We start from the raw sequence: 21596 nt of genomic DNA, 5'->3' as shown, positions 1-21596 counted from the left end.
ACGCGCCGGCGACCTGGCCGCGTTCCAGCTCGGCGTGGTACTCGACGCTGACGCCGGCGAGTACGGCGACCTCGGTACGCAGCAGGCCGGAAACGCCGGGTCATGACCTCGCTGGGCCGCGGACGCCGTCCCTGTGCTCTGCGGCAGGGCTCGGGAAGGTGCCGGCATCGGTCGTGACCGGCCGCATCACCTCTCGGGCGTCAAGCGCCTGGACAGACAGTGGACGGACGCAGGTCGCCGCGACGCAGCCGGTCAACGTCAGGATGGCCAGCGCCGCGGTGGCACCGGCCGGTCCCCGGTCGAACAACCAGCCCACCGCGCTGCCGCCGACGAACGCCAACAGGCCCGACAGGAACGTCTGCACGCCCAGGTACGCCCCGAAACGCGTCGGCGGGGCGAGCCGGACGATCGTCTGGAACACTGCCGGCTGCAGCAGCCCGTCGGCGAGCCCGTGCAGCACGGCCACCAGCACCAGGCCCGTCAATCCGTCGCCCGCGCCGGCCGCCAGCAGCAGATGGCCTCCCGCGGTGAACAGCAATCCCGCGCGCAGCACGTGCGGGCGGTCGGCGCGGCCGGGCACCGCGCACCACGGCTGGACCGCGGCCGACACAACGGCGAGCACGCAGGAGAACACGGCCACCGCTGTCGCGTCCACGCCGCCGAGCGGCACCACCACCGACGACTGCTCCGTGAGCAGCATGGCGGGCGCCGACACGGCCGCGAACCAGACGAAGACCCGGTCCCGCAGCACCGTTCGCACCCCGGAGGCGACCCCGCGCACGACCGGCACGCGCGGGACGTGCCGCACGAGCGAGAACAGGAATGCCGCCGCGCCCCACAGCGCCGCCGCCGTCAGCGCGACCAGCCAGAAGCCCACGTTCAGCAGCGCCAGCCCGAGCAGCGGGCCGAGCACGGCCGCGGCCTGCAACGTGATCGCGTACGCCGCGTATCCGCGCGCCCTTCGCCGTTCGGCGAGCCCGGCCAGCAGCGACTGTGCCGCCGGGTGGAAGAGCGCTCCGCCCGTGCCCAGCAGGACCACGGCGATGATCAGCCAGGGCAGGGTGGACACGGTGCCCAGCAGGACGAACCCGGCCGCGCGCAGCAGGCACGCCAGAATCCCCATCCGTACCGGGCCGAGCACGTCCACCAGCACGCCGACCGGAAGGGAGAGCGTGTGCTGCACGAGATTGCGCAGCGCCAGCACCAGGCCGATCAGCCCGGCGGCCAGCCCGAGGTCGGCTCGCAGGTGCAGGACGACGTGCGTCATGGCCGCGAAGTAGCCCAGCGAGATGGCCGCCTGGACGGCGACCACCACGGTGACCGTGCGACGGTCACCGTGCTCTGCGGATGAGACGCTCACGCGGCGGGCAGGACGTTCAGCCGGTGCAGCAGTTCGCGGGCGAGCGTGGCGCGCTTGGCGGCGTCGCCGTCCTTGGCGATGTCGATGTTCAGGGCGAAGGTGTACACGCGTCCGCCGCGCTCGACCCAGCCGGTCCACCAGCCCGTGCCGGGGCCGGGGGCGTTCTGCCAGCCGGACTTGGCGTACAGCGCGTACCCGTCCTTCTTCTCCTGCAGGATCAAGTCGTGGACGGTGCGCTGGTTCTCGCGCTTGGCGGGCAGGTGCAGCGCGGCCAGCCGTGCCATGAACCGGGTCTGCTCCACCGCCGAGATCTTCAGCGGCCCGTCCAGCCAGAACCGGTCGACCACTGACCCGGTCTGCCGGTTGCCGTAGCCCAGCCGGTGCAACCACTGGCGTTCGCGCGCGAGGCCGATGCGCCGGGCGATCACCTGGAACGCCGCCGCGTTGGAGACGCGGACGGCCTCCCTCATGGTCATGTCCTTCTCCCACTCGGGAAACGGCTGCGGAGTGCCGTCCCAGGGGATCACCTCGTCGGGGCTCTTGACCACGCCCGTCTCCAGCGCGACCAGCGCGTGCGGGACCTTGAAACTGGAGGCGGGCACCATCGGCGTCCCGGCCCGTCGCCGGTCCACCACGGTCGTCTCCTTGGACGACACGTCCAGCAGCGCGAACGTGCCTCGCACGCCGGCCGTGTCGAACACCGCACGCAGGTCGTCGCGCACCGTGGTTCCCGGCCGTGCCTCTGTGGCCGCGGCGGGGGTGCCCGGTGATGCGGTGGCCGCGTACGAGGGAGCACCAAGAAGGGTGAGCGAGGTGAGCGCGATGACGCCCAGCCCGGAATGGAAGGCATGGGGGATTGTCTTCTTCATGCGCAGAGGACATCACGGGACATAGATCGTGTCCAATATCGATATCAACGGAAGACCGATATTCGAATTGGTATGGCCGCTGGCAGATGAGCCTTCTCGCTGCAGTGTTCATGAACGGGCTCGGCCTCGGACGGAGGTGAGACCGGAAGATCGTTTCCCGGCCGGGAGCCGTCGCCATGGCCGGCGGTGCGGCGGCGGCGGGCCCGCCCCTGTTCCGGGCTGCCGATCAGGGCTGGATGTTCTCCAGGTCCTCCAGCAGACTCGGGTGCTTCGGCTCCCAGCCGAGCGCCTGCCGGGTGTGGGTGCTGGTCGAGGGCTGGTCGGCCGCGAAGATGGCGCCGAGAGGACCGTAGGTCTGCACCGGCACGGACTCGACGGGCAGGCCCAGTCGCCGGCCGATGACCGCGGCGATGTCACGCACCTGGTCGCCCTCGTCGGCCACTGCATGCCAGGCGGTGCCCGCTCCGGCCTGCTCCAGGGCGAGCCGGAAGAGGACTGCGGCGTCGAGGGCGTGCACGGCCGGCCAGCGCTGCGTGCCGTCGCCCGGGTAGCCGGACACTCCGCTCTGACGCGCGATCCCGGTCAACATGCCGGCGAACCCGCCCGTGCCCTCATTGTGCACGGTCCGCGGCAGGCGGACGGCCGAGCTCCGGACCCCGCGCGAGGCCAGGCCCAGGACTGCCGTGACCGCGCGACCGCGACCACCGACCGGCCCCGTGGTCGGAATCGGGTCGGCCTCGGTGGAGGCGCGGCCTGGCACGGCGGGCGTGCCCGAGCAGGCGACGAAGGGACGGTCGCTGCCGACGAGTGCCTCGCCGAGGGTGGCGAGGGCGGCGCTTTCCTCGGCGACCGCGTTCGCCAGGGCTTCGGGGCTGCTGAAGTCGTGGGCGAAGGCCAGGTGGATCACGCCGTCGGCCTGAGCGGCACCGGCGCGCAGGACGTCGAGATCGGCCAGACCGCCCCGGATCGGCTCGGCGCCGGCCGCCGAGACGGCCTGCGCGGAGGCGTCGGAGCGGGCGAGTGCGAGGACGGTGTGGCCGTTGCTGAGAAGCTCGGCGACGACGGCGGACCCGATCAGACCGGTGCCGCCGGTGATGAAGACGCGCATGGAATTCTCCCGCGAGTGATGGGACTCTTGTCCCATCACCGTAGCAGAGTGACGGGACAAGTGTCCCATCACGTATGATGGGCGCCATGGGACGATGGGAGCCGGGCGCGCGCGAACGTCTCGTCATGGCGGCCGTCGACCTGTTCACCGAGCACGGGTACGACGCCACGACGGTCGCGCAGATCGCCGAGCGCGCCGGGGTCACCAAGAGCACCTTCTTCCGGCACTTCCCCGACAAACGCGAGCTGCTGGTCGCCGGGCAGGAGACGCTGAGCCGGCTGCTGACCGAAGGCATCGCCGAGGCGCCCGCCGACGCCAGCCCGCTCGAGGCGGTCGCCGCCGGCCTGGAGCGCGCCTCGACCGCGATGGGCCCGATGAGCCGGGAGATCGCCCCGCGGCTGAAGGCGGCCGTCGCCGCCAGCGCCGAACTTCAGGAGCGCGACGCTCTCAAGAGCGTCAGCCTCGCGGCCGCCATGACCGCCGCCCTGGTCGCCCGCGGCGTGCCCGATCCGACCGCCGCCCTCGCCAGCGAGCTGGGCGTCCTCGCCTTCAAGCGGGGGTACGCCGAATGGTCCGAAGGCGACCGTGCCCCCGAGGTCGGGTTCGCCGCCTACCTCTTGAAGGCCCTCGACGAGCTGCGCGCCGCGAGCGCATCGCTGGGCTGACTGGACCAACTCACCCGCTCCTCGGCCGCCTGCCGAGTCATTCCTCAGCCGTTTGGCCGTGCTGATGTCGGAAACCACTCTCATGCCGCGAAGCGTGCGCTGCTGCGTGCTTTCCCGTCGATCGTCGAAGCGGGTACAAGTCAACGACCTTCATGGCGCGGCCTATGGCCCGATGGTGCCGCATGGGGTGAACGGTCCCGATGCAGTGGCAGGCGAGGCACTCCTGGGCCGCTGCACGAGAGTGCCGTGGGGAGCTGCCGAGCGACAGTGAAGACGTGGCCTGGTGCACGTTTTCTGGCGGTGTTAGCGTCGGGAAGTCTGGTCGGACATGTGGTGATGTCGCCGGCCCGGAGGAGAAGGCGTCATGGAATTGATCCCGCTCTCTGACATCGACCGCTCCATGATCGACCTCGTGGGAGGCAAGGGCGCCGGCCTCGGGGAGATGATCAGAGCGGGGGAACGCGTCCCCGACGGCTTCTGCCTGACCGTCGAGTCCTACCGGTCCGGGAATCTGCCGGAGAAGGAGCTGGCCGAAGCCTACGAGCGGCTCGGCGGCGGGCGGGTGGCCGTACGCTCCAGCGCCACCGCCGAGGACCTGCCGGAGGCCAGCTTCGCCGGTCAGCAGGACACCTTTCTCGACGTCGAGGGAACGGGTGAGCTGATCGCCGCAGTCCGGCGGTGCTGGGACTCGTTGTTCACCGAACGCGCCGTCGCCTACCGGGCGGCTGCGGGCGTCGGCGAGGCGGCCATGGCGGTGGTGGTGCAGCGCATGGTGGACCCGGTCGTGGCGGGCGTGCTGTTCACCGCCAACCCGATCACCGGCTGCCGTACGGAGACGGTCATCGACGCCGCCCCCGGTCTGGGGACCGCCATTGTCGAGGGCACCGTGGTGCCGGACCACTACGTGCTCGGGCGGGGGGCGTCGGCCGTACCGAACTCCGACGGCTGCCTGAGCGCGCAGCAACTCGAACACCTGCGCGCGGCCGGGCTGCGCCTGCAGGAGCACTTCGGCTCGCCGCAGGACATCGAGTGGGCGATCGACGCCGGCGGTGTGCTGTGGCTGCTGCAGTCGCGGCCGGTCACCACACTCTTCCCGCTGCCGCCCGACACCGGCGACACACGGCTCTATCTGGAGTTCGGTCACATGCAGGGCATGCTCCGCCCATGCACTCCGATGGGCGTGTCGCTGCTCAAGGCGGGCGGGAGCCTGTGGTTCAAGGCAGCGGGAGCCAGGATCGACCGGCGTGACCCGCTGCCCCGGCTGGTCCCCATCGGCGGCCGGATCTACTTCGACGCGACCGACTTCATGCGCAACAAGACCACGCGCAAGCGCATCGGGACCTCCCTGGAGGTCTACGGGCCGAGAGTCCAGAGCGCCGTGCTGCGGATGCTCGATGACCCACGGTTCGCGCCGCGGCCCGGCCTCCCCTTCGACGTCGGCACCGTGCTCAAGGGCGCCTTGCGCATGCTGCCCGCCGGGATCGCCGGAGTGGCGTCGAGCCTGGCGAACCCGGCTCGTGCGCGGGCCCGCGCCTTTCGCGGGGTCGCGGAGATCAAGCGGATGATCGTCCCACCGGGCGAGTCCGCCACGGCCGCGGAGCGGCTGCGCTGGGTCATCGAGGATTCCCACAAGGCGGTCATGAGCCTCGACATGAACGGGATCCTGTGGCCGCTGGTCACCGGCATGGTGGCCGGGACGATGCCGGCCGTCCTGCTCAAAGGCGTCGCGACGGACGCTGAACTCGACACCGTCCTCGGCGGCATGCCGTACAACGTGACCACCGAGATGGATCTCAAGCTCTGGGACCTGGCCGTGCGGGCGCGCGAGCACCGCGACCTGTTCCTGGACACCCCGCCGGAGGACCTCGCCGCCAGCTACTTCGCGGGCGAACTGCCGGACATCGGCATGAGCGACTTCCTGGACAAGTACGGCATGCGCGCCGCGGCCGAGATCGACGTCGGCGTGCCTCACTGGGACGAGGACCCGGCGCCGCTGTACGCCGTCATCGCCAACTACCTGCGCAGCGGCGATCCTGAGCAGGCGCCCGACGTGCGCTTCAACGCGGCGGCGGTCAAGGCGGAGCAGATGGTCGAGACGCTGGCGCGGCGGGCGCGGCGCAGGCGGCCGGTGCGGGGCCGGCTGGCGGTGTTCTTCATGCGCCGCTCGCGTCAGCTCACCGGGCTTCGGGAGATCGCGAAGTACGCCTGGCTGCCCGCGATCCAGGCGTGCCGGCGACAACTCCTGCGGGCCGGCGCCGACCTGGCCGGCCGGAATCGGCTGGAGCGCGCCGACGACATCATGTTCCTGACGCTGGACGAGGCTTGGGCCGCTGCCCACGATGGGGCCGACCAGCGGGAACTGGCCGCGACGCGGCGCGCGGAGTACGAGCGGGAGCTACGTCGGCGTGCCGTGCCCGGCGCCCTGCTGTCCGACGGGACGGACGTCGAGGCACTCGCCCCCGCCCCGCCGATGCAGGACGGCGTGCTGGCCGGGATGTCCGGAGCGGCCGGGCAGGCGACCGGCAGGGCGCGGGTGATCCGCGACCCGATCGGCGCGCGCATCGAGCCGGGCGAGATCCTGGTGGCGCCCACCACGGACCCTGGATGGACGCCGTTGTTCATGACCGCGGCGGGCCTCGTGACCGAGACCGGCTCTCCGGTGGCGCACGGCCCCACTGTCGCGCGCGAGTACGGCATCCCGGCCGTCATCTGCGTCCGTGACGCCACCAACGAGATCAAGACCGGGCAGCTGATCTCCATTGACGGAACAGCGGGCACGGTGCGCCTGGAACCGGAATGATCACCTGCGAGATGTGGTCGCGGGATGCCGCCCTGCTCCGTGCGTGCGCGTACGCCCTGGGGCGGATGGTCGAGGTCCCGCAGTGCCGGAAACGCAAGGGGCGGAAGGGAAACCGCAGCCTGATCGCTGATCGGCTGCAGGCGTGACGTGTCTGCCGCACGAGGTGTGGTTCTGTCAGCCGGCCAGATGGGTCACATGACGGGATTGTTGTTGGCATAGGCATCCGTGAAGCTGCTGGGGATCGGTCAGTTCCATGACCGGCTGTGAGAACTCACCGCAACAGTCCCACGGCCCGCAGCCCTTGCTCATAACCACCTTCGGTGCAGGCCCAGAATCGCTCGGCCGCATCGATGACCGCCAGGCTCTGGCTCGTCGTCCAGGCCTCGATCATGTCCAGCAAGGCAGCCCCGTCCGCCGCCCACACCTCGGGCGCACCCAAGGCGATCACTGCCGCCACTTCCTGCGCCAGCAGCCGCTCTCTGGTCAGGCGGTCGACGGAGGGCAGCCCGTTCACCGCGTCCACGATCAGCAGGGCTTGCCGCAGGCTGAGCGGAGGCAGGGCCGTCATCCCGCGGCCCGCTTCCGGACGGCGTGCAGCGGCCCTGGCGGCGTCTCGGCACTTGGGGCGACGACTTCGATGCCGGCCACGTGGGCGAGCAGTTCGATCGCCGCCGCCAGGAAGTCTCGTATCCCTTGTCCGGTTCGTGCGCCCAGCCGGCGTGTGTCTCGAACGCTGTCAGCGCGTATGCGGCGTTCTCGATCATGCGCTCATTCTAGTCAAACAATCGTCACAAACAAGTGTTTTGCACAAACGTTCCAAACGTGTGTATGGTCCCAGGCATGGCACAAGCAACCGCAACGGCCACAGCCGTGAGCGACTTCAGCCGCCTGTCCAGACGCGTCAGACAGGCTGGGCTCCTCGACCGCCGCCCCCGCCACTACCTGCGGCGGATCAGCGTGGTGGCAGCCCTCTACCTGTCCGGTGTGGCTGCCTTCTTCCTGCTCGGCGACTCCTGGTTCCAGGTGCCGCTGGCGGCCGGCTTCGCGATCGTCTTCGCCCAGGTCGCCCTCGTCATGCACGACCTGGCGCACCGGCAGATCTTCCTCGGCAGGAGACCGAGCGAGATCCTCGGCCGGCTCGGCGGCAACCTCGGGATCGGCCTCGGATACGGCTGGTGGATGAACAAGCACACCCGCCACCACGCCAACCCCAACCACGAGGACCTCGATCCCGACGTCGTTCCCGACGTCCTGGTGTGGTCGCAGGAGCAGGCCCGCGACAGCCGCCGGCTGGCCCGGCTCATCGGCGGCAGGCAGGCGCTGCTGTTCTACCCTCTGCTCCTGCTGGAAGGGCTCAACCTGCACCTGGGCGGCGTCCGCGCCCTGCGCCGGCCCTGGATGAGACACCGCGTCCTGGAGGGCGCGCTGCTGTTCGCCCACTTCGTCCTCTACCTGGGAGCGCTGGTCTGGGTCCTGCCGCCCGGCAAGGCACTGATCTTCTTCGCCGTCCACCAGGGTCTGTTCGGCCTCTACATGGGCTGCGTCTTCGCCCCCGGCCACAAGGGCATGCCCACCCTGACGGGTACGGCGGAGCTGGACTTCCTGCGCAAGCAGGTGCTCACCACCCGCAACGTGCGTGGCGGCCGCCTCATCGACCTGGCCATGGGCGGCCTCAACTACCAGATCGAGCACCACCTGTTCCCCAGCATGCCCGCCCCCAATCTCCACCTGGCCCAGCCCATCGTGCGGGCCTACTGCGGGCAGCTCGGCCTGCCGTACCACGAGGTCGGCTTCGCGGCCTCGCACGCCGAGGCCCTGCGTCACCTGCACCACGCCGGTGCACCCCTCCGCGAGAAAGGCCGTTCATGAAAGCCGGACGCAAGCAGTGGATCGGGCTGGCCGTCCTGGTCCTGCCCGTGCTCCTGATCTCCGTTGACCTGCACGTCTTGTCGTACGCGCTGCCGTTCATCAGCGCCTCCCTGGCGCCGAGCGGCTCCCAGCTGCTGTGGATCATCGACATCTACCCGTTCGTGCTGGCCGGGCTGCTGCTGCCGATGGGCACGCTCGGTGACCAGGTCGGACGGCGTCGCCTGCTGATGGCGGGGGCCGCGGCGTTCGGCGCCGCCTCCGCGGTGGCCGCGTTCTCTCCCAGCGCCGACCTGCTGATCGTCACCCGGGCCCTGCTCGGGGTGGGCGGCGCCACCTTGATGCCCTCGACGCTGTCGCTGATCCGCAACATGTTCCACGACGACGGCCGGCGCCGGGTCGCGATCGCCATCTGGACCGGCGCCTTCGCCGGCGGCGCCATGCTGGGCCCGCTCATGGGCGGCGCGTTGCTGGAGCACTTCTGGTGGGGCTCGGTCTTCCTGGTCAACCTGCCGGTCATGGCGCTGCTGCTGATCCTGGCGCCGCTGCTGCTGCCCGAGTCGCGCGACCCGCGTCCGGGCAGGTTCGACCTGCTCGGCGTGGCCCTGTCGCTGGGCGCCATCCTGCCCACGATCTACGGGATCCAGCACATCGCGCAGGACGGCCTCGGCTGGGCGCCGGTGCTGGCCATCGTCGCCGGGTCGGTCATGGGCGCCGCCTTCGTGCGGCGGCAGCGCTCGATGGCCGATCCGATGCTGGACGTGCGCCTGTTCGGCAGCCGCGCCTTCACCGCCGCGATCGGCGCCAACACCCTCGGCGTCTTCGCCATGGTCGGCTCCAGCCTCTTCACCACGCAGTACCTGCAGATGGTCATGGGCGCCAGGCCGCTCGTCGCCGGTCTGTACGCCCTGCCCTCGGCGGGCATGGCGATGCTCGCCGCCGGGCTCGCGCCGGTGCTGGTCCGCAAGGTCAGGCCGGGGCTGGTGGTCTGCGCCGGGCTGCTCGTCGGCGCGAGCGGATTCGCGCTGTTGTCCAGGCTGGACGTGACCGGGCAGAGCGGTCTGCTGATCGCCGGGATCATGCTGATGGCCGGGGGTGTCACCCTCGTCCTGACGGTCTCCTCCGACCTGATCATCGCCACCGCTCCGCCGGAGCGGGCAGGCTCGGTCGCCGGGTTGTCGCAGGTGGCCACCGAGTTCGGCGGCGCGCTCGGCATCTCGCTGCTGGGCAGCATCGGCACCGCCGTCTACCGGGCGCACCTCACCGGCGTTCCGGCCCCGGCCCTGGACACCCTCGGCGGCGCTCTGGAGTCGGCGCGCCACCTGCCGGAGCCGGCGGGGACCGCTGTGGCGGCCGCCGCGCGTGAGGCGTTCACCCAGGGCCAGCACTACGCCATGATCGCCGCGGCGGTGGCACTGGTCCTGATGGCGCTCGCCGCGCCGGTCATGCTGCGTGCCGTACGGCAGGCGAACCGGCCACATCCTCGCCTGAACCACCCCGCGAGGCACGAGATGCGCTAGACGCACCGACGGGCGTAGTACCGGACGCCCTTCGCCCCGCAGGGAAAGACGCCCGTGCCCGCCCCCACCAGGGTGAGCACCTCCTGAAAGGTGCCGGCCACCGCCCCGACGGGCGGCGCGCAGGTGTTCGGGAATGGACGACGACGGCCCGACGACACCGCCAGCACGGTCGGCCAGTCCGGGTGCCGTTCGCGGAACACCTCGGCCGTTCTGAAAGCGAGTTGTCCGGTGGCGGGGGCCAGGCCGTCCCGCAGTTGGATGCCGATCGGAGTCAGCCGGCCCCGGCGGGTGGAGCGCTCGAACAACGGAACGCCGACGCGCCGTTCCAGCTTCTGGACGGTCTGGCTGACGTGGGCGCGCGACACCAGTCGGCCGTTCGGCCGAAGTGCAGTTCCTGGGCGAGGGCCAGAAGGTCTCGATCTCGCTGCGCTCCAGGGCCACCGCCCGCACCTCTGTTCGGACGTCTGGCTTTTCTCCCGAATTGACCAGCCGCGAGAGTCGGACGTGCGAGAACCGCCAACGACACAAAGGACCACACCATGACTCTCTCCACCCGCGTCGCCATCGTCACCGGGCCCTCCAGCGGCATCGGAGCGGCGACCGCCCGGCTGCTGGCCGCCCAGGGCGCGCTGCACAGCACCTTCCATGGCTACGTCACCCTGGAGACGGCGGGCGGGTTCGGCCGGACCGAGCGTGAGGTCGATGCGTACTGGTCGCGCGGCCTCCACGCCCTGCTCCGCCAATGGTCCGCCCTGTGACCGAGGGCAAGCGATTGTTTGAAACAGTTGTTCGTGGCGCTGGTAAGATCACCTGATGGGAGTCCCCGAGGATTTGCTGGCAGCGGCCAAACAGTGCCTGTCCGAGCGCGGCTACGCCCGCACGACGGTCCGGGACATCGTGGCAGTCTCCGGCAGCAACCTGGCCGCGATCAACTACCACTACCGCTCGAAGGACGCCCTGCTCGCCCAGGCGATGATCGAAGTCACCGGTCAGGCGGTCGCCGAAGTGCTCAAGGCCTTCCCTGACGAGTCGGCCAAGTGGTTCGAGGAGTTCTGGGCCCGGCTGATCGAGTCGTTCCAGGCCAACCCGATGGTCTGGCGGGCCAACGTCGAGACACTGGCCCAGGCGCCGCACCTGCCCGACGTGCGCACCCGGCTGGCCGAGGGGCAGGCGCTCGCCCAGCGCGAGCTGAGCCATCGCCTGCCCGGCCAGGACGCGGCGGGCGGGCAGGTGCTGCTGACCTTGTTCATCGGCCTGCTGGTCCGCTGGCAGATCGACCCGGACAACGCCCCGACGGCCCAGGAACTGGCCGCCGGACTCCGGTCGGTCGCCCAGGCGGCCGCCGGCTAGCTGCATTGCCCCGTAGCGTTGCCGACGCCTGCACGCGGCGGACCAAGGAGTCCTCTTCACCGGAGACACCCTGTTCAAGGGCGGTTCCGGGCCCGCAGTCGAGCAGCAGCCTGGTTCCGGCGGGGGTGACCAGACGGCCGGAACTGGCCACTCCGTGCGAAGGCATGCCCGCCCGGCAGCCGAGCGCGGCCAGGCGCATCGCTTCGCCCTCGTGGTCGAGCATCCCTTGAGCGTGACGCGGACGTGGATCTGGGGAGCCAACTGCGCCTGACGAACTTGCGAGCCTTCGCCGACAGGAGAGTGGCCTCATCGGACGGCGTGCCACCACCTGGTGCCGAGGGCGATCTGTCGCAGTCGCCCGATGGTGAGAGTGGAGACCTTGCGGACAGGCGGCGCCGGCCGAGGTCACGAACCGCGCAGCCGACTTCTCGCGGGTCGGCGGCTCGGGGCGGCGGAGAAACAACGCGCTGTCGGTCTGGGCTCGCCGACCGGGGTAGCGTCCACGAACGCCTCGATCGTCCCGGCCGGCACGCCGGTCACCCCTTCGACGTCGTCGGAGGCGCGGTCGTACACCCATTCACAAGGTCATCGACATCGTGCCGTGCGCGTGCCTGACCTCTGTGGTCGGTACAGCTAACCGCCCCTACAGGCCCCGTCCCAGCCTGAGGGAAAGCTCTTACCGTACGAACCGGTTCCACTGCAGGTCCGCCCCCGAACCTTGACCAGCGAGCGGACATACCGCGATAACCATCGTAGGCAAGAACACACTTCATGTAGAGGTGCATGTCCGTGTCGCCCCCAAGACAGGAAGACTCGGCGCCGAGCACCGGCGCGCGCTGGCCGGGCTGGGACGAGCAGTTTCCGGCTCGGGTACGTGCGGCCACGGCGCGGCTGGAGATGCCCGCACCGGCGGATGGCGACTTGGTCGTCCGTGACGGGCCGGAGCGGGCGGCGGCCAAGCCCGGGCCGCCGCTGTGTATCAGAGCGGGTTGGCGAGAACCGCTGGAGCGGCTGGTAGCCGCTTACCACCGGCTCATCGAGACGATCGTGACTGCCTATCCGCACGATCCGCGGCTGCGCACTGTGCTGGTCTGGCCTCCGGGGCTGAGGCCCGAGCAGTTCGCAGGGGAGGTGCTCGCGGCCGGGCGGGTACACGTGATGCGGCTGGACGTCATGCCGCAGCCTGACGGCGCCCTCAAGGTGCTGGAGACCAACGCCAACTGCCCCGCGGGCTTGGGCAAGGGCAGCCAGTGCGCGCGCTGGCGGCCGCTGCTGACTGCGGCCGGTGTCCAGGTGCCGCCGCCGCTGCCCGGCGAAGTGCCGCATTGGCTGGGACGCTGGTTACTGCAGGTGGCCGAGCAGGAAATGGGGCGGCGTCCGGAGACGGTGGCGCTGCTGCGGCCGGAGGGAGGCCATCGCACCGAGTTGGACGGGTACGCGCACGCGCTGAACGCCCTGGGCATCGGCGTCGTGGAGGCCGACCCGTGTGAGATGCGCCTGGTCGGCGGTCGTGCCGTCGTCGGCGGGCAGGTGGTCGAGTGCGCCTACGCCAAGATCGGCATGCAGGACATGGCACGGCTGCGGTCCCGGCTCCAGTCCTACGTGCGGGCGGTGTGTTCGGGGGCGCTGTTCGTGCCCAACGGGTTGCGGGCCAGGCTGATCGGCGACAACAAACTGTGCCTGGCCGTCTTGTCCGACCCGCGCTTCGCGGACCTGTTCGACCCGGCGGACTATGCGCTGGTGCAGGGCAGCATTCCCTGGTCGCGCAACCTCGCCACTTGCGATCTCGCCACGGTCGGCCTGATTCGCGGCTGTCCTGATGGCTATGTGTTGAAACGACCGCTGGACACACGGGGCAGGGGCGTGGTGGTGGGCCGGGAGGCGCCCGACTGGAACGCCAGCGTCGATGTCGCGCTGGCCGAGGGGTGGCTGGTTCAGGAGTACTGCGCCGCCCCCGTACTGGAGGCCGACGACGGGCAGGCGCCGCTGCGGCACGACCTCGAACTCGGCGCCATCAACGGCCGCCTGATCGTGGCGGGGTCGCGGGCGAGCCGCGAGGAACGCGTCAACGTCGCCCGCAGCGGCCGAACGCACCCGGTGTACCTGTGAACGCCCTGCGGCCGGGCGGGGTGTCTGCCTCGATGCCGCTGCCGGCGGGACTCTTCGTTCGGGTGCTCGTCATGCCCCGTCTTGGTGAAGGCCGCCGGTCTTCGACTGCGCGGGAACATTCGTCCAAGACTGGCGGCGGGCCGCGCGTGCATGGTCGCCGCATGAGTCGATACGACATTGCACGTTCGCACGGGATGCACGTGGTCCATGACGGCCCGCGGCAGGCGCCGCCGTTGTTGCTCATCCACGGGTCGGGGGCCTCGGGCGGTTTCTGGGGCCCGGTGGTCCCGACGCTGACCGGTCACCATCACGTCATCCGGATCGATCTCCCGGGTTGCGGCCAGTCCCCGCCCGCGCCGTCGTATGACGTGCCCGCGCAGACGGGTCAGGTGGCGGCGCTGCTGGACGACCTCGGGCTTCGCCACGTCGCCGTGGCCGGGCACTCCAGCGGCGGCTACGTCGCCACGGCGCTGGCCGAGCAACGTCCCGACCTCGTGGGTTCGCTTGCGTTGATCAGTAGCGGCCCGAGTCCGGATGCGCTCCTCCGGCAGCCGTTCATCCTCCGGGCGCTGCTGGCCCCGCCGCTGGGCCCGCTCATATGGCCGAGGCGTTCGGATGCGATGATCCGCAAGGGGATCAGCGCGATGGCCGTTCGCCCCGTGGACCTCCCGGACGCCGTGGTCGCCGATGTACGCGGCATCACCTACCGCGTGATGAGGACGGTGCTGCGCCAGAACACCGCCTACATCGCCGAACGGAGCGTGCCCGAGCGGCTCGCCGCCCTCGGCGTCCCCGTGCAGGTGATCTTCGGTGCCGCCGACCCCCGTTGGGAGCCGTCGTCGGCGCACCGATACGAGGCGGTGCCGGGCGCGCGGGTCGAATCGCTGCCCGGCGTCGGGCACCTACCCATGCTGGAAGCCCCCGAGACGATCGGCGAACTGCTGCTGGACTTCACGGCGGCGGGGCCGACGTCGACCCGTGATCCCTGATGCCTGCACTGGCCATGTGTCGCCTGCCGGAATGCCGTCTGACCAGGCGCTCGGTGCGCGCGCGAACGGGCTGAGGCTGGGCAAGGGGGAGCGGAGCTGGTTCTGCTCTGCGCGAAGCCGACAGAGCTCGAACGCGCCATCGATCTATGGTGAGGTATGGCCTCATCCCTGCCGTCGCGTCCAGCGATCGATCGGACCGCCCCCGAGCCGTCTCCGGCTCGCGAGCCGCTGTGGCGGCAGGTGCTCGGTGAGCGCTTGAGAGGGCTTCGCCATGAGCGGGGCGAGAAGTTGAGCGAGACGGCAAGCCGCGCCGGAGTCTCGCCGCAATATCTCTCCGAGATCGAGCGAGGCGTCAAGGAGCCGTCGAGCGAGATGATCGCCGCGGTCGCCGGGGCGCTGGATGTGACCCTGGTCGATCTGACCCTTGCCGTTGCCGAGAGTCTGCGGCCTGCTCCGCAGGGCGCGTCCAGAGGCGCCACCTGCTCGGCGGCGTATGCTCTGGCCGCGTAGCGCGGCTTGCCGGGGTTGTCCACGGGTCTATGAACGCTCCTCGATGATCTGATCGATGAGCCCGTACTCCATGGCCGCGGTAGCGGTGAACACGCGATCGTGATCGGTGTCGGCGCGCAGGGTCTCCACCGTCTGGCCGGTGTGCCGTGAAAGTATGCGCTCGATGTCCGCCCGGACACGTACGACCTCGTCGGCCTGCAAGATGAGGTCGGGGATCGCGCCGCGCCCCTGGGCTGCCGGCTGGTGCAGGATGATCCGTGCGTGGGGGAGAGCGGCGCGTTTGCCCTCGGCGCCCGCGGCGAGGAGTACGGCACCCACCGCGACGGCCTGTCCCACACAGGTCGTCGAAACCCGTGGGCGGATATGGCGCATGGTGTCGTAGATCGCGAGCATCGCGCTCGGGTCTCCGCCTTCGCAGTTGATATAGAACTGGATCTCCGCGTCGGGGTTGTCTGATTCCAGGAAAATCAGCTGCGCGATGAGAGCATTCGCGACGCCCGCGTCGATCGCGGTGCCCAGGTAGACGATCCGCTCGGTGAGCAGGTGAGAGTAGACATCCATGATCCGCTCGCCGCGAGGGTTCGAGGCGATGACGTTCGGGATCGTGTATGAGGTCACTGGCCGACTCCTTGGGTGACGCCGAATCCGAGCCGCGGGCGGTTTTGTGGCGCGATTTCGTCGAAGTTCTGCACGATGGCGTCGATGAAGCCGTAGTCCAGTGCTTCCTGTGCCGTGTACCAACGATCGTGCAGAGAATCCTCGAAAATGCGCTCGACAGGCTGACCCGTGTCCTCGGCGATCAGACCGAGCACCGTGTCGCGCGTATGCCGGAGGTCGCCGGCCTGCAATTCGATGTCGACCGCAGTGCCGCCGATTCCCGCCGAGCCCTGGTGCATCAACACGCGTGAGTGCGGCAGAGCGCGGCGCTTCCCACGGGCCCCCGACGACAGCAGGAACTGCCCGGCACTGTAAGCGATGCCCAGGACGAGGGTCGACACGTCACAGGGAATGAGGCGCATGATGTCGCGGATCGCGAGCATCGACGGGACGGAGCCGCCTGGGGAATGGATCCACAAGGCGATGTCGGACGACGGATCCTGCGTGGCGAGCGCCATCAGCTGGGTGGCCAGCAGGGTCCCGTTGTCGTCGTCGAGAGGGCCGTCGAGAATGAGGACACGCTGCTCATAGAGTTCGCGTCTCATTCGCGTGTTGAACAGCGGAGGTGTCGATTCTTCGCTCATGCGTCCATCTTGGGAGGCGATCCGGGCCGGCGTCGACACGATCTGCCTGGGGCAGATCTGCTGTGAGCAGCGCGAGAGCTCCTGAGCAAGGGCAGCGCGATCGCCGGCCGGTTCGGGGAGCGCGGGCCGACTGCCGGGCCGGGTTCGATGGTCGAATGGGCACGGTTTCGTTCGGCTCCGCTTGTCGAGGCGAACTTCTGGTGGAGGGAAACTGTCATTGGTGGCCGAGCTGGGCGTGCCGGAGCGGGGTCAGTCTGCTTGCCGATATCGCCTTGGTCCTCAGGTCGGTCTTGGCGTCTTTTCGATGCTGACCTTTCTGGGTTAGAGCGGCTACCGCTGGTTTTCTGAGAAGTTCTTGCTCAACCCCTTCAGGGCTTCTGGCGGGCTTTCTTGCAGGCCCGCCAGAAGCCCCGTCTTGCATCCTCAGCCGGCGAGGCCAGGTGCCTCCTGGTTGAGGGGCAATGCCGTGACGCCGGCCAGCGTCTCGTTCTGAGGCCGCTGGTGCTTCATGCGTAGCCGCCGCCAGGCGGTGGTCCACGCCTGCAGGTCCTCCTCAGAGCCGGAGCATGCCCAGACGAAGGCCCGGACCAGCTTCTCGGGCGGCAGGTGGGAGGACTTCAGGGCCTCACACAGTGTGCTTGCGCCGAACGCGTTGCGAGCACGCCGGACGATTTCCCGATAGCTAGGCTCGCCCGCCCAGATTCGGTACTGCTTGAGCAGTTCCACGAACTCGGCGGGAGTTCGCGCGGACAGCGGATCCGGCTTCAGAACATAGCCGGGAAGGTCTGCCGGCGGTCCGAACGGCATTTCCGGCGGCCCGCTCGCCTCCACTGGATTCGGCCGTTGACTGCTGAAGCTTCCGATGTGGGACTCTATCGCCGTGGTTGTGGCCGCGGCCCGAGCGACCCCTGCCTCAGCCATCACGCGCTTGTACTGCTGCTCAGTGAGATTGTATTGCTGCTCAGTAAGCCTCAGCCTTTTCTCCGCCTGTGCACGCCGGACATCGGCGTGCGTCAGCTCTTCTTCGGCACGCGCCCGTAGAGCGTCGGTCCGGCCCAGTTCCGCCATCGCGTCCCTGTATCGGGCGTCGGCGTGCACCAAACCGTCTTCGGCACTCGCGCTACGAGCATCGGCATCTGCCAGCTCTCCCTCCGCACGCGCAACCGCACTGTTCTCCCTGGCGTCCAGCGATCCGACTCTCGCATACACCTGGTCGGTTTCTTCGGCCAGGATCCGTACGGCACGCATGCGGTCCTTCTTGGCCGTGGCCAGAGCAAGTGCCGCCTGCTCACGCCCTTCCTCGGCCCTTGCCAGAGCCCGTTCGGAGCGCTTGTGCTGCTTCTCGGCGGCGACCAGGAGGCCTAGCGCACGCGCACGATCCTCTTCCGCCGACGCCAGGGTCTGCAACGCTTCTCGCATTCGGAACAACGAGTTGTCCGCCGCTACTTTCCCTGCCTGGCGCTGAGGGTCTTCACCACCCTTGCGAACCACCATTCGCTTAGATCGTCTTCGACCGGGGAAGGAGCTGCTGCGTGGCCTTGACCGCCACCGCCGCAGCGCCCGCGATCAGCGCGAGTACTGCCTCCGGCTCATAACCCAGGCGCAGCAGTGTCACTGTGAACACGATGACGATGATCAGAATGACGACGCCTGCACCTGGGAATCGGAAACGAACGGAGAACATCGAGGGGATCACCTACTTGTTGACGGGCTCGACCACGGAAAAGGCCCCGAAAAGCTTGTGATCCCGTCGGCGCCAACCGTCCGGAATCAGGGGCGTTGAACCAATGATGGCCTATGCCGCACGCCTGCTCGGCTTCCATGCGCGGAGCCGATAAATGCTGGTGGGCGCCGATGTTCGGAGGCGTTCGCCGCTGTTCGGCAGCGTTCGAAGTTGGACGCCGCTATTCGCGAGCGTGCGAATATGCCACACATGCTACCGATGTCCATTTTGTACCGCTTCAATGGAGGAAAGTTCGCCTGAGTGTTGGTGAACTTTTCGAAGGGGACTCATCCGTCTCGACCACGGAACACCTCGACCTTGGGGGCCCGCTGCGCCAACAGCGGGCCCCTTCTGTATCACCTTGTGCTGACCGGTCACGGTGCGCTGGTAGGCGTCCTCTTCAAGGGGGCATGAGGTTCGAACGTGGCCACACGAGCTGCCCTCCGCACGACGTGCAGTGCCGGGGGAGCCGTTCCGGTCTGGCCACGCCCACGAGCGCGGTCCGTGAGCGTCGTTACGCGGAGGCTCTCAGGGGTTCGAGGGCGCCCAGGACGAGGTCGAGGCCGAAGACGAACTCCTCCGCCGGGTCGTAGCCGGCGGCGAGGAGCGCCGCGGCGGACTCGTTGAGGAAGGGGAACTCGTCAGAGGGAAGCTGGGGCAGGAAGACGTCCTCGGTCATGTCCGCGAACTCGTCGGCCGTGTCGAACTGCAGGCTGGCCTCCTGCAGGGCGAAACCGTAGACATAGCTGTCGAGCAGCCAGTTGGCGTGCGTCGCCATCAGGACCGAGAAACCGGCCCTCCGCAGGCAGGCGGTGACCGCCTCGCGGTGGCGGAGGTTCGCGGGCCCCGGGGATGTCCGCGACTCCATCAGGCCGATCGCCCACGGGTGGCGCGCGAGAACCTGCCGGGCGGATACCGATCGCCGTCGCATCGCCGACTGCCAGTCGGCCTCTTCGGGCGGGAGCTCGATCTCCTCGAACACGACGTCGATCATGGCGTCCAGCAGCTCTTCCTTGTTCGCCACGTAGTAGTAGAGCGACATCGCGCCCGCGCCGAGCGCGCCGGCCAGCCGGCGCATGCTCAGCCCGTCGACCCCCTCCTGGTCGGCGAGCCGGACCGCCTCGGCCACCACCCGCCGCTTGCTCAGCCCCGCGTCTGACGCGACCTGGCGTCGTTCCCTCGCAGACACGGTTCTCCTCGCTCTCGAACGGCTTGACAATCGTACAGCGTACTACCATAGTACGGCGTACGAAGTACGCTGTACGAACCTGCGACAGCCGCAGCTCGGACGTGAGGAGGCTTCGGTGGGGATCGAACGCCTGGCGCCGGGGGCGAGTCCGGCCGGGGCGCCGACGATGCGGGCCGCCGTCCATTTCCGCTACGGCCCGCCCTCGGTGCTCAGGTCGTCCGAGGTCGAGCTGCCGCTGCCGGGCCGAGGGGATGTGCTCGTCCGGGTGGGCGCGGCCTCGGTCCATCCTGGCGACTGCTTCGTGATGACCGGCGTGCCGTACGTGGTGCGCCTGGCGTTCGGGCTCCGCCGGCCGCGCCACGGCATCCCGGGCAGGGACCTCGCCGGCGTGGTGGCAGCGGTCGGGAAGGATGTCACCGCTCTCCGTCCCGGCGACGAGGTGTTCGGCTGGAGCACCGCCGGAACGCTCGCGGAGTACGCCCGCGTCCCGGCGGACAACCTCGTGTCCGCGCCCGCCAATCTGTCGGTCGTGCAGGCGGCGGCGGTGCCCACGTCGGCGATGACGGCGTTACAGGCCTTACGCGACGTCGCGAACGTTCGTCCGGGCCAGACGGTGCTGGTCACGGGGGCGTCGGGCGGCGTGGGCTCCTTCGCCGTACAGATCGCCAAGGCGTTGGGCGCAGAGGTGACGGGTGTGTGCAGCACCCGCAACGTCGACCTGGTCCGGTCGCTCGGCGCCGACCAGGTCGTTGACTACACGAGAACCGAACTTCACCCTCACCGGGAAGCGCTACGACGTCATCCTCGACAACGTGGAAGCCCGGCCCCCTCGGCCGGATCGTCAAAGCGCGCGTGCTGTCCGGGTTCACCCGTCAGCGGCTGAAGCCCTTCACGTCGATCGAGAAGCGCCAGGACCTGCTCGTCCTGGCCGAACTGCTCACGACCGGGCAGATCACGCCCGTCATCGACCGCGCCTACCCCCTCGACGAGGCAGCCGACGCCCTCCGCCACGTCGCGGCCGGCCACACCCGAGGGAAGGTCGTCGTCACCGTCTGACGGCCGGGCCGGCGAGAACGACCCGACCCGTGCGCATGCACGCCCGAACCTGCCGCCACACCGGTGGACGGACCGCTCCTCTCGAAAGAAGAACCGATGACCGTCGGAACGAAAACCCCGAACGTGCTCGACAACCCGCCGATCCCCGTGCAGGCCAAGCTCGCCGCCGCCTGGACCAGCTTCATGTTCCTCTACATCTACGTCGACTACTTCCACCTCTACAAGCCCGGCGCCGTCGGCGACATCCTGGCCGGCGTCGTCTTCGGGCTCGACATCAGCCCGACGCTGTTGACCATGATGCTCGCGTCCGTGGCGATCCCGGCCCTGATGGTGATGCTCTCCATGACGCTGCCCGCCCGCATGAACCGCGTCACGAACCTCGTCGTCGCATCGCTCTACATCCCCTACTCGGTGGTCAACGCGGCGGGGGAGTCCTGGGACTGGGCCTCCTTCTACGGCCTGTCCATCGGAATCGAGGTGCTGCTCCTGGCCTTCGTCCTGCGCTCCGCCTGGACATGGCCTCGGACCGCTGCGGTCTCGGCCGATCCCGTGACGACCGGCCTTCGCCAGTAGGCATCCGTAGTCGATTCACAGGTAACCGCACCGGTTCGGCTCAGCGGCGGACGCGGTACCGGATGTGGGTGGCCTCCGGTGTGTCGATCACCTGAACGATCTCCAGTTCGATCTCCGACGGCAGGACGTCGAACAGCCGGTGGCCGGCGCCCAGCAGCACCGGGATGTGATGGATCTGCACCTCGTCCAGCACCCCGGCCTCAAGTGCCTGTCGCACCGTGTAGGCGCCGCCACGCACCTGGACGTCCCGGCCCCCGGCGGCGGCCTTCGCCTGCGCCATCGCGCTTGCGATCCCGTCGTTCACATACGTCACCAGCGGATGACCCCAACGGGCGGCCGGGCTGGGCGGCCGGTGACTGGGGACGAAGATCGGGAGACCGTCGTGATCGCCTCCCCAGTGATCCATGAGTTCGGCGGTCCGCCGCCCTGCCAGGACCGCGCCGGCCGCCTTCCATTCGGCTTGGAACCGCTGGATCGCCTCGGACGACGGACCGGGCTGCGAGCCCGCGTCAGCCCACTTGTGCAGCCGCTCGCCGTCCTCGCCACCGAGATAGTCGTTGGGATCGGCGACGTACCCGTCGAGCGACATCGACATGTCGAGCACTGATTTGGACATGGTCCGCTCCTCGTCTGCGACGGTGTGACTCCTCAGTCACGCCGCCTGCTCC

The 21596-nt window shown here is 69.5% G+C and carries 23 protein-coding genes; 12 read left to right on the top strand and 11 right to left on the bottom strand.

Annotated elements, in window-relative coordinates:
• Positions 1-100: 100 nt before the first annotated feature.
• The 3 genes from ACIBST_RS04990 to ACIBST_RS04980 form a co-directional block, all read right to left on the bottom strand.
• Positions 101-1360, bottom strand: coding sequence for an MFS transporter (locus tag ACIBST_RS04990; RefSeq protein WP_397169203.1), 1260 nt, complete (start codon positions 1358-1360; stop codon positions 101-103).
• Positions 1357-2229: a class D beta-lactamase gene (gene blaOXA / locus ACIBST_RS04985; RefSeq protein ID WP_397169202.1), complete on the bottom strand. Its 873-nt coding sequence runs from the start codon at positions 2227-2229 to the stop codon at positions 1357-1359. The genes ACIBST_RS04990 and blaOXA overlap by 4 nt, the downstream gene beginning before the upstream one ends.
• 226 nt (positions 2230-2455) lie before the next feature.
• Positions 2456-3337, bottom strand: coding sequence for an SDR family oxidoreductase (locus ACIBST_RS04980; RefSeq protein ID WP_397169200.1), 882 nt, complete (start codon positions 3335-3337; stop codon positions 2456-2458).
• Between the two features lie 86 nt (positions 3338-3423).
• On the opposite strand from ACIBST_RS04980, the gene ACIBST_RS04975 reads away from it, so the two are divergent.
• Both ACIBST_RS04975 and ACIBST_RS04970 read left to right on the top strand, forming a co-directional pair.
• On the top strand, positions 3424-4002 hold the full coding sequence (locus ACIBST_RS04975; RefSeq protein WP_397169198.1) for a TetR/AcrR family transcriptional regulator: 579 nt from the start codon (positions 3424-3426) through the stop codon (positions 4000-4002).
• A 364-nt stretch (positions 4003-4366) separates the two neighbouring features.
• The gene (locus tag ACIBST_RS04970; protein WP_397169196.1) at positions 4367-6802 is read left to right on the top strand and encodes a PEP/pyruvate-binding domain-containing protein; all 2436 of its coding nucleotides are present in this window, start codon (positions 4367-4369) and stop codon (positions 6800-6802) included.
• A 271-nt stretch (positions 6803-7073) separates the two neighbouring features.
• Here ACIBST_RS04970 and ACIBST_RS04965 read toward each other — a convergent pair whose 3' ends face one another.
• Positions 7074-7370 (bottom strand): hypothetical protein, encoded by a 297-nt coding sequence (locus tag ACIBST_RS04965; protein WP_397169194.1) that lies wholly within the window; start codon positions 7368-7370, stop codon positions 7074-7076.
• A 272-nt stretch (positions 7371-7642) separates the two neighbouring features.
• Between ACIBST_RS04965 and ACIBST_RS04960 the strand changes: the two genes are divergently transcribed.
• Both ACIBST_RS04960 and ACIBST_RS04955 read left to right on the top strand, forming a co-directional pair.
• The gene (locus ACIBST_RS04960; protein ID WP_397169193.1) at positions 7643-8671 is read left to right on the top strand and encodes a fatty acid desaturase family protein; all 1029 of its coding nucleotides are present in this window, start codon (positions 7643-7645) and stop codon (positions 8669-8671) included.
• Positions 8668-10188 carry an MFS transporter gene (locus ACIBST_RS04955; protein ID WP_397169191.1) on the top strand — a complete coding sequence of 507 codons (1521 nt, stop codon included), beginning with the start codon at positions 8668-8670 and terminating at the stop codon, positions 10186-10188. Before ACIBST_RS04960 ends, ACIBST_RS04955 begins: the two co-directional genes overlap by 4 nt.
• On the opposite strand, the gene ACIBST_RS04950 is transcribed toward ACIBST_RS04955, so the two are convergent.
• Positions 10185-10553, bottom strand: coding sequence for a LysR family transcriptional regulator (locus ACIBST_RS04950; protein ID WP_397169190.1), 369 nt, complete (start codon positions 10551-10553; stop codon positions 10185-10187). The genes ACIBST_RS04955 and ACIBST_RS04950 overlap by 4 nt on opposite strands.
• Positions 10554-10727: 174 nt before the next feature.
• On the opposite strand from ACIBST_RS04950, the gene ACIBST_RS04945 reads away from it, so the two are divergent.
• The 5 genes from ACIBST_RS04945 (at position 10728) to ACIBST_RS04925 (ending at position 15146) form a co-directional block, all read left to right on the top strand.
• The gene (locus ACIBST_RS04945) at positions 10728-10946 is read left to right on the top strand and encodes a WHG domain-containing protein (protein WP_397169189.1); all 219 of its coding nucleotides are present in this window, start codon (positions 10728-10730) and stop codon (positions 10944-10946) included.
• 55 nt (positions 10947-11001) lie between these two features.
• Positions 11002-11538: a TetR/AcrR family transcriptional regulator gene (locus tag ACIBST_RS04940; RefSeq protein WP_397169187.1), complete on the top strand. Its 537-nt coding sequence runs from the start codon at positions 11002-11004 to the stop codon at positions 11536-11538.
• 783 nt (positions 11539-12321) lie between these two features.
• On the top strand, positions 12322-13647 hold the full coding sequence (locus ACIBST_RS04935) for a hypothetical protein (protein ID WP_397169186.1): 1326 nt from the start codon (positions 12322-12324) through the stop codon (positions 13645-13647).
• 161 nt (positions 13648-13808) lie between these two features.
• Positions 13809-14636 (top strand): alpha/beta fold hydrolase, encoded by an 828-nt coding sequence (locus tag ACIBST_RS04930; protein ID WP_397169184.1) that lies wholly within the window; start codon positions 13809-13811, stop codon positions 14634-14636.
• Between the two features lie 156 nt (positions 14637-14792).
• Positions 14793-15146, top strand: coding sequence for a helix-turn-helix domain-containing protein (locus ACIBST_RS04925; RefSeq protein ID WP_397169183.1), 354 nt, complete (start codon positions 14793-14795; stop codon positions 15144-15146).
• A 27-nt stretch (positions 15147-15173) separates the two neighbouring features.
• Here the strand turns inward: ACIBST_RS04925 and ACIBST_RS04920 are convergent, their stop codons facing one another.
• The 5 genes from ACIBST_RS04920 to ACIBST_RS04900 form a co-directional block, all read right to left on the bottom strand.
• Positions 15174-15764 (bottom strand): ATP-dependent Clp protease proteolytic subunit, encoded by a 591-nt coding sequence (locus tag ACIBST_RS04920; protein WP_344473378.1) that lies wholly within the window; start codon positions 15762-15764, stop codon positions 15174-15176.
• Entirely contained in the window at positions 15761-16387 is a 627-nt protein-coding gene (locus ACIBST_RS04915) for a ClpP family protease (RefSeq protein ID WP_397169181.1), read from the bottom strand. Before ACIBST_RS04915 ends, ACIBST_RS04920 begins: the two co-directional genes overlap by 4 nt.
• Before the next feature lie 423 nt (positions 16388-16810).
• Complete coding sequence (locus ACIBST_RS04910) at positions 16811-17881, bottom strand: hypothetical protein (protein WP_397169179.1); 1071 nt, start codon at positions 17879-17881, stop codon at positions 16811-16813.
• 4 nt (positions 17882-17885) lie between these two features.
• Positions 17886-18011 carry a hypothetical protein gene (locus ACIBST_RS04905; RefSeq protein ID WP_397169178.1) on the bottom strand — a complete coding sequence of 42 codons (126 nt, stop codon included), beginning with the start codon at positions 18009-18011 and terminating at the stop codon, positions 17886-17888.
• A 613-nt stretch (positions 18012-18624) separates the two neighbouring features.
• Positions 18625-19299, bottom strand: a complete 675-nt coding sequence (locus ACIBST_RS04900) for a TetR/AcrR family transcriptional regulator C-terminal domain-containing protein (RefSeq protein ID WP_397169176.1) — start codon at positions 19297-19299, stop codon at positions 18625-18627.
• Between the two features lie 166 nt (positions 19300-19465).
• Between ACIBST_RS04900 and ACIBST_RS04895 the strand changes: the two genes are divergently transcribed.
• The 3 genes from ACIBST_RS04895 to ACIBST_RS04885 all read left to right on the top strand — a co-directional run bounded on the left by ACIBST_RS04895 (position 19466) and on the right by ACIBST_RS04885 (position 20928).
• Entirely contained in the window at positions 19466-20182 is a 717-nt protein-coding gene (locus ACIBST_RS04895; RefSeq protein ID WP_397169175.1) for an NAD(P)-dependent alcohol dehydrogenase, read from the top strand.
• Positions 20152-20355, top strand: a complete 204-nt coding sequence (locus ACIBST_RS04890; RefSeq protein ID WP_397169173.1) for a zinc-binding dehydrogenase — start codon at positions 20152-20154, stop codon at positions 20353-20355. Before ACIBST_RS04895 ends, ACIBST_RS04890 begins: the two co-directional genes overlap by 31 nt.
• Positions 20356-20451: 96 nt before the next feature.
• Positions 20452-20928 carry a DUF6326 family protein gene (locus tag ACIBST_RS04885; RefSeq protein WP_397169172.1) on the top strand — a complete coding sequence of 159 codons (477 nt, stop codon included), beginning with the start codon at positions 20452-20454 and terminating at the stop codon, positions 20926-20928.
• Between the two features lie 40 nt (positions 20929-20968).
• On the opposite strand, the gene ACIBST_RS04880 is transcribed toward ACIBST_RS04885, so the two are convergent.
• Entirely contained in the window at positions 20969-21523 is a 555-nt protein-coding gene (locus tag ACIBST_RS04880) for a dihydrofolate reductase family protein (RefSeq protein WP_397169428.1), read from the bottom strand.
• Positions 21524-21596 lie beyond the last annotated feature (73 nt).

This window comes from Nonomuraea sp. NPDC049684, from assembly GCF_044465345.1.
GTDB lineage: Bacteria > Actinomycetota > Actinomycetes > Streptosporangiales > Streptosporangiaceae > Nonomuraea.
The sequence above is the reverse complement of the archived record's forward strand: the minus strand, read 5'-3'. Positions and strand labels throughout refer to the sequence as shown.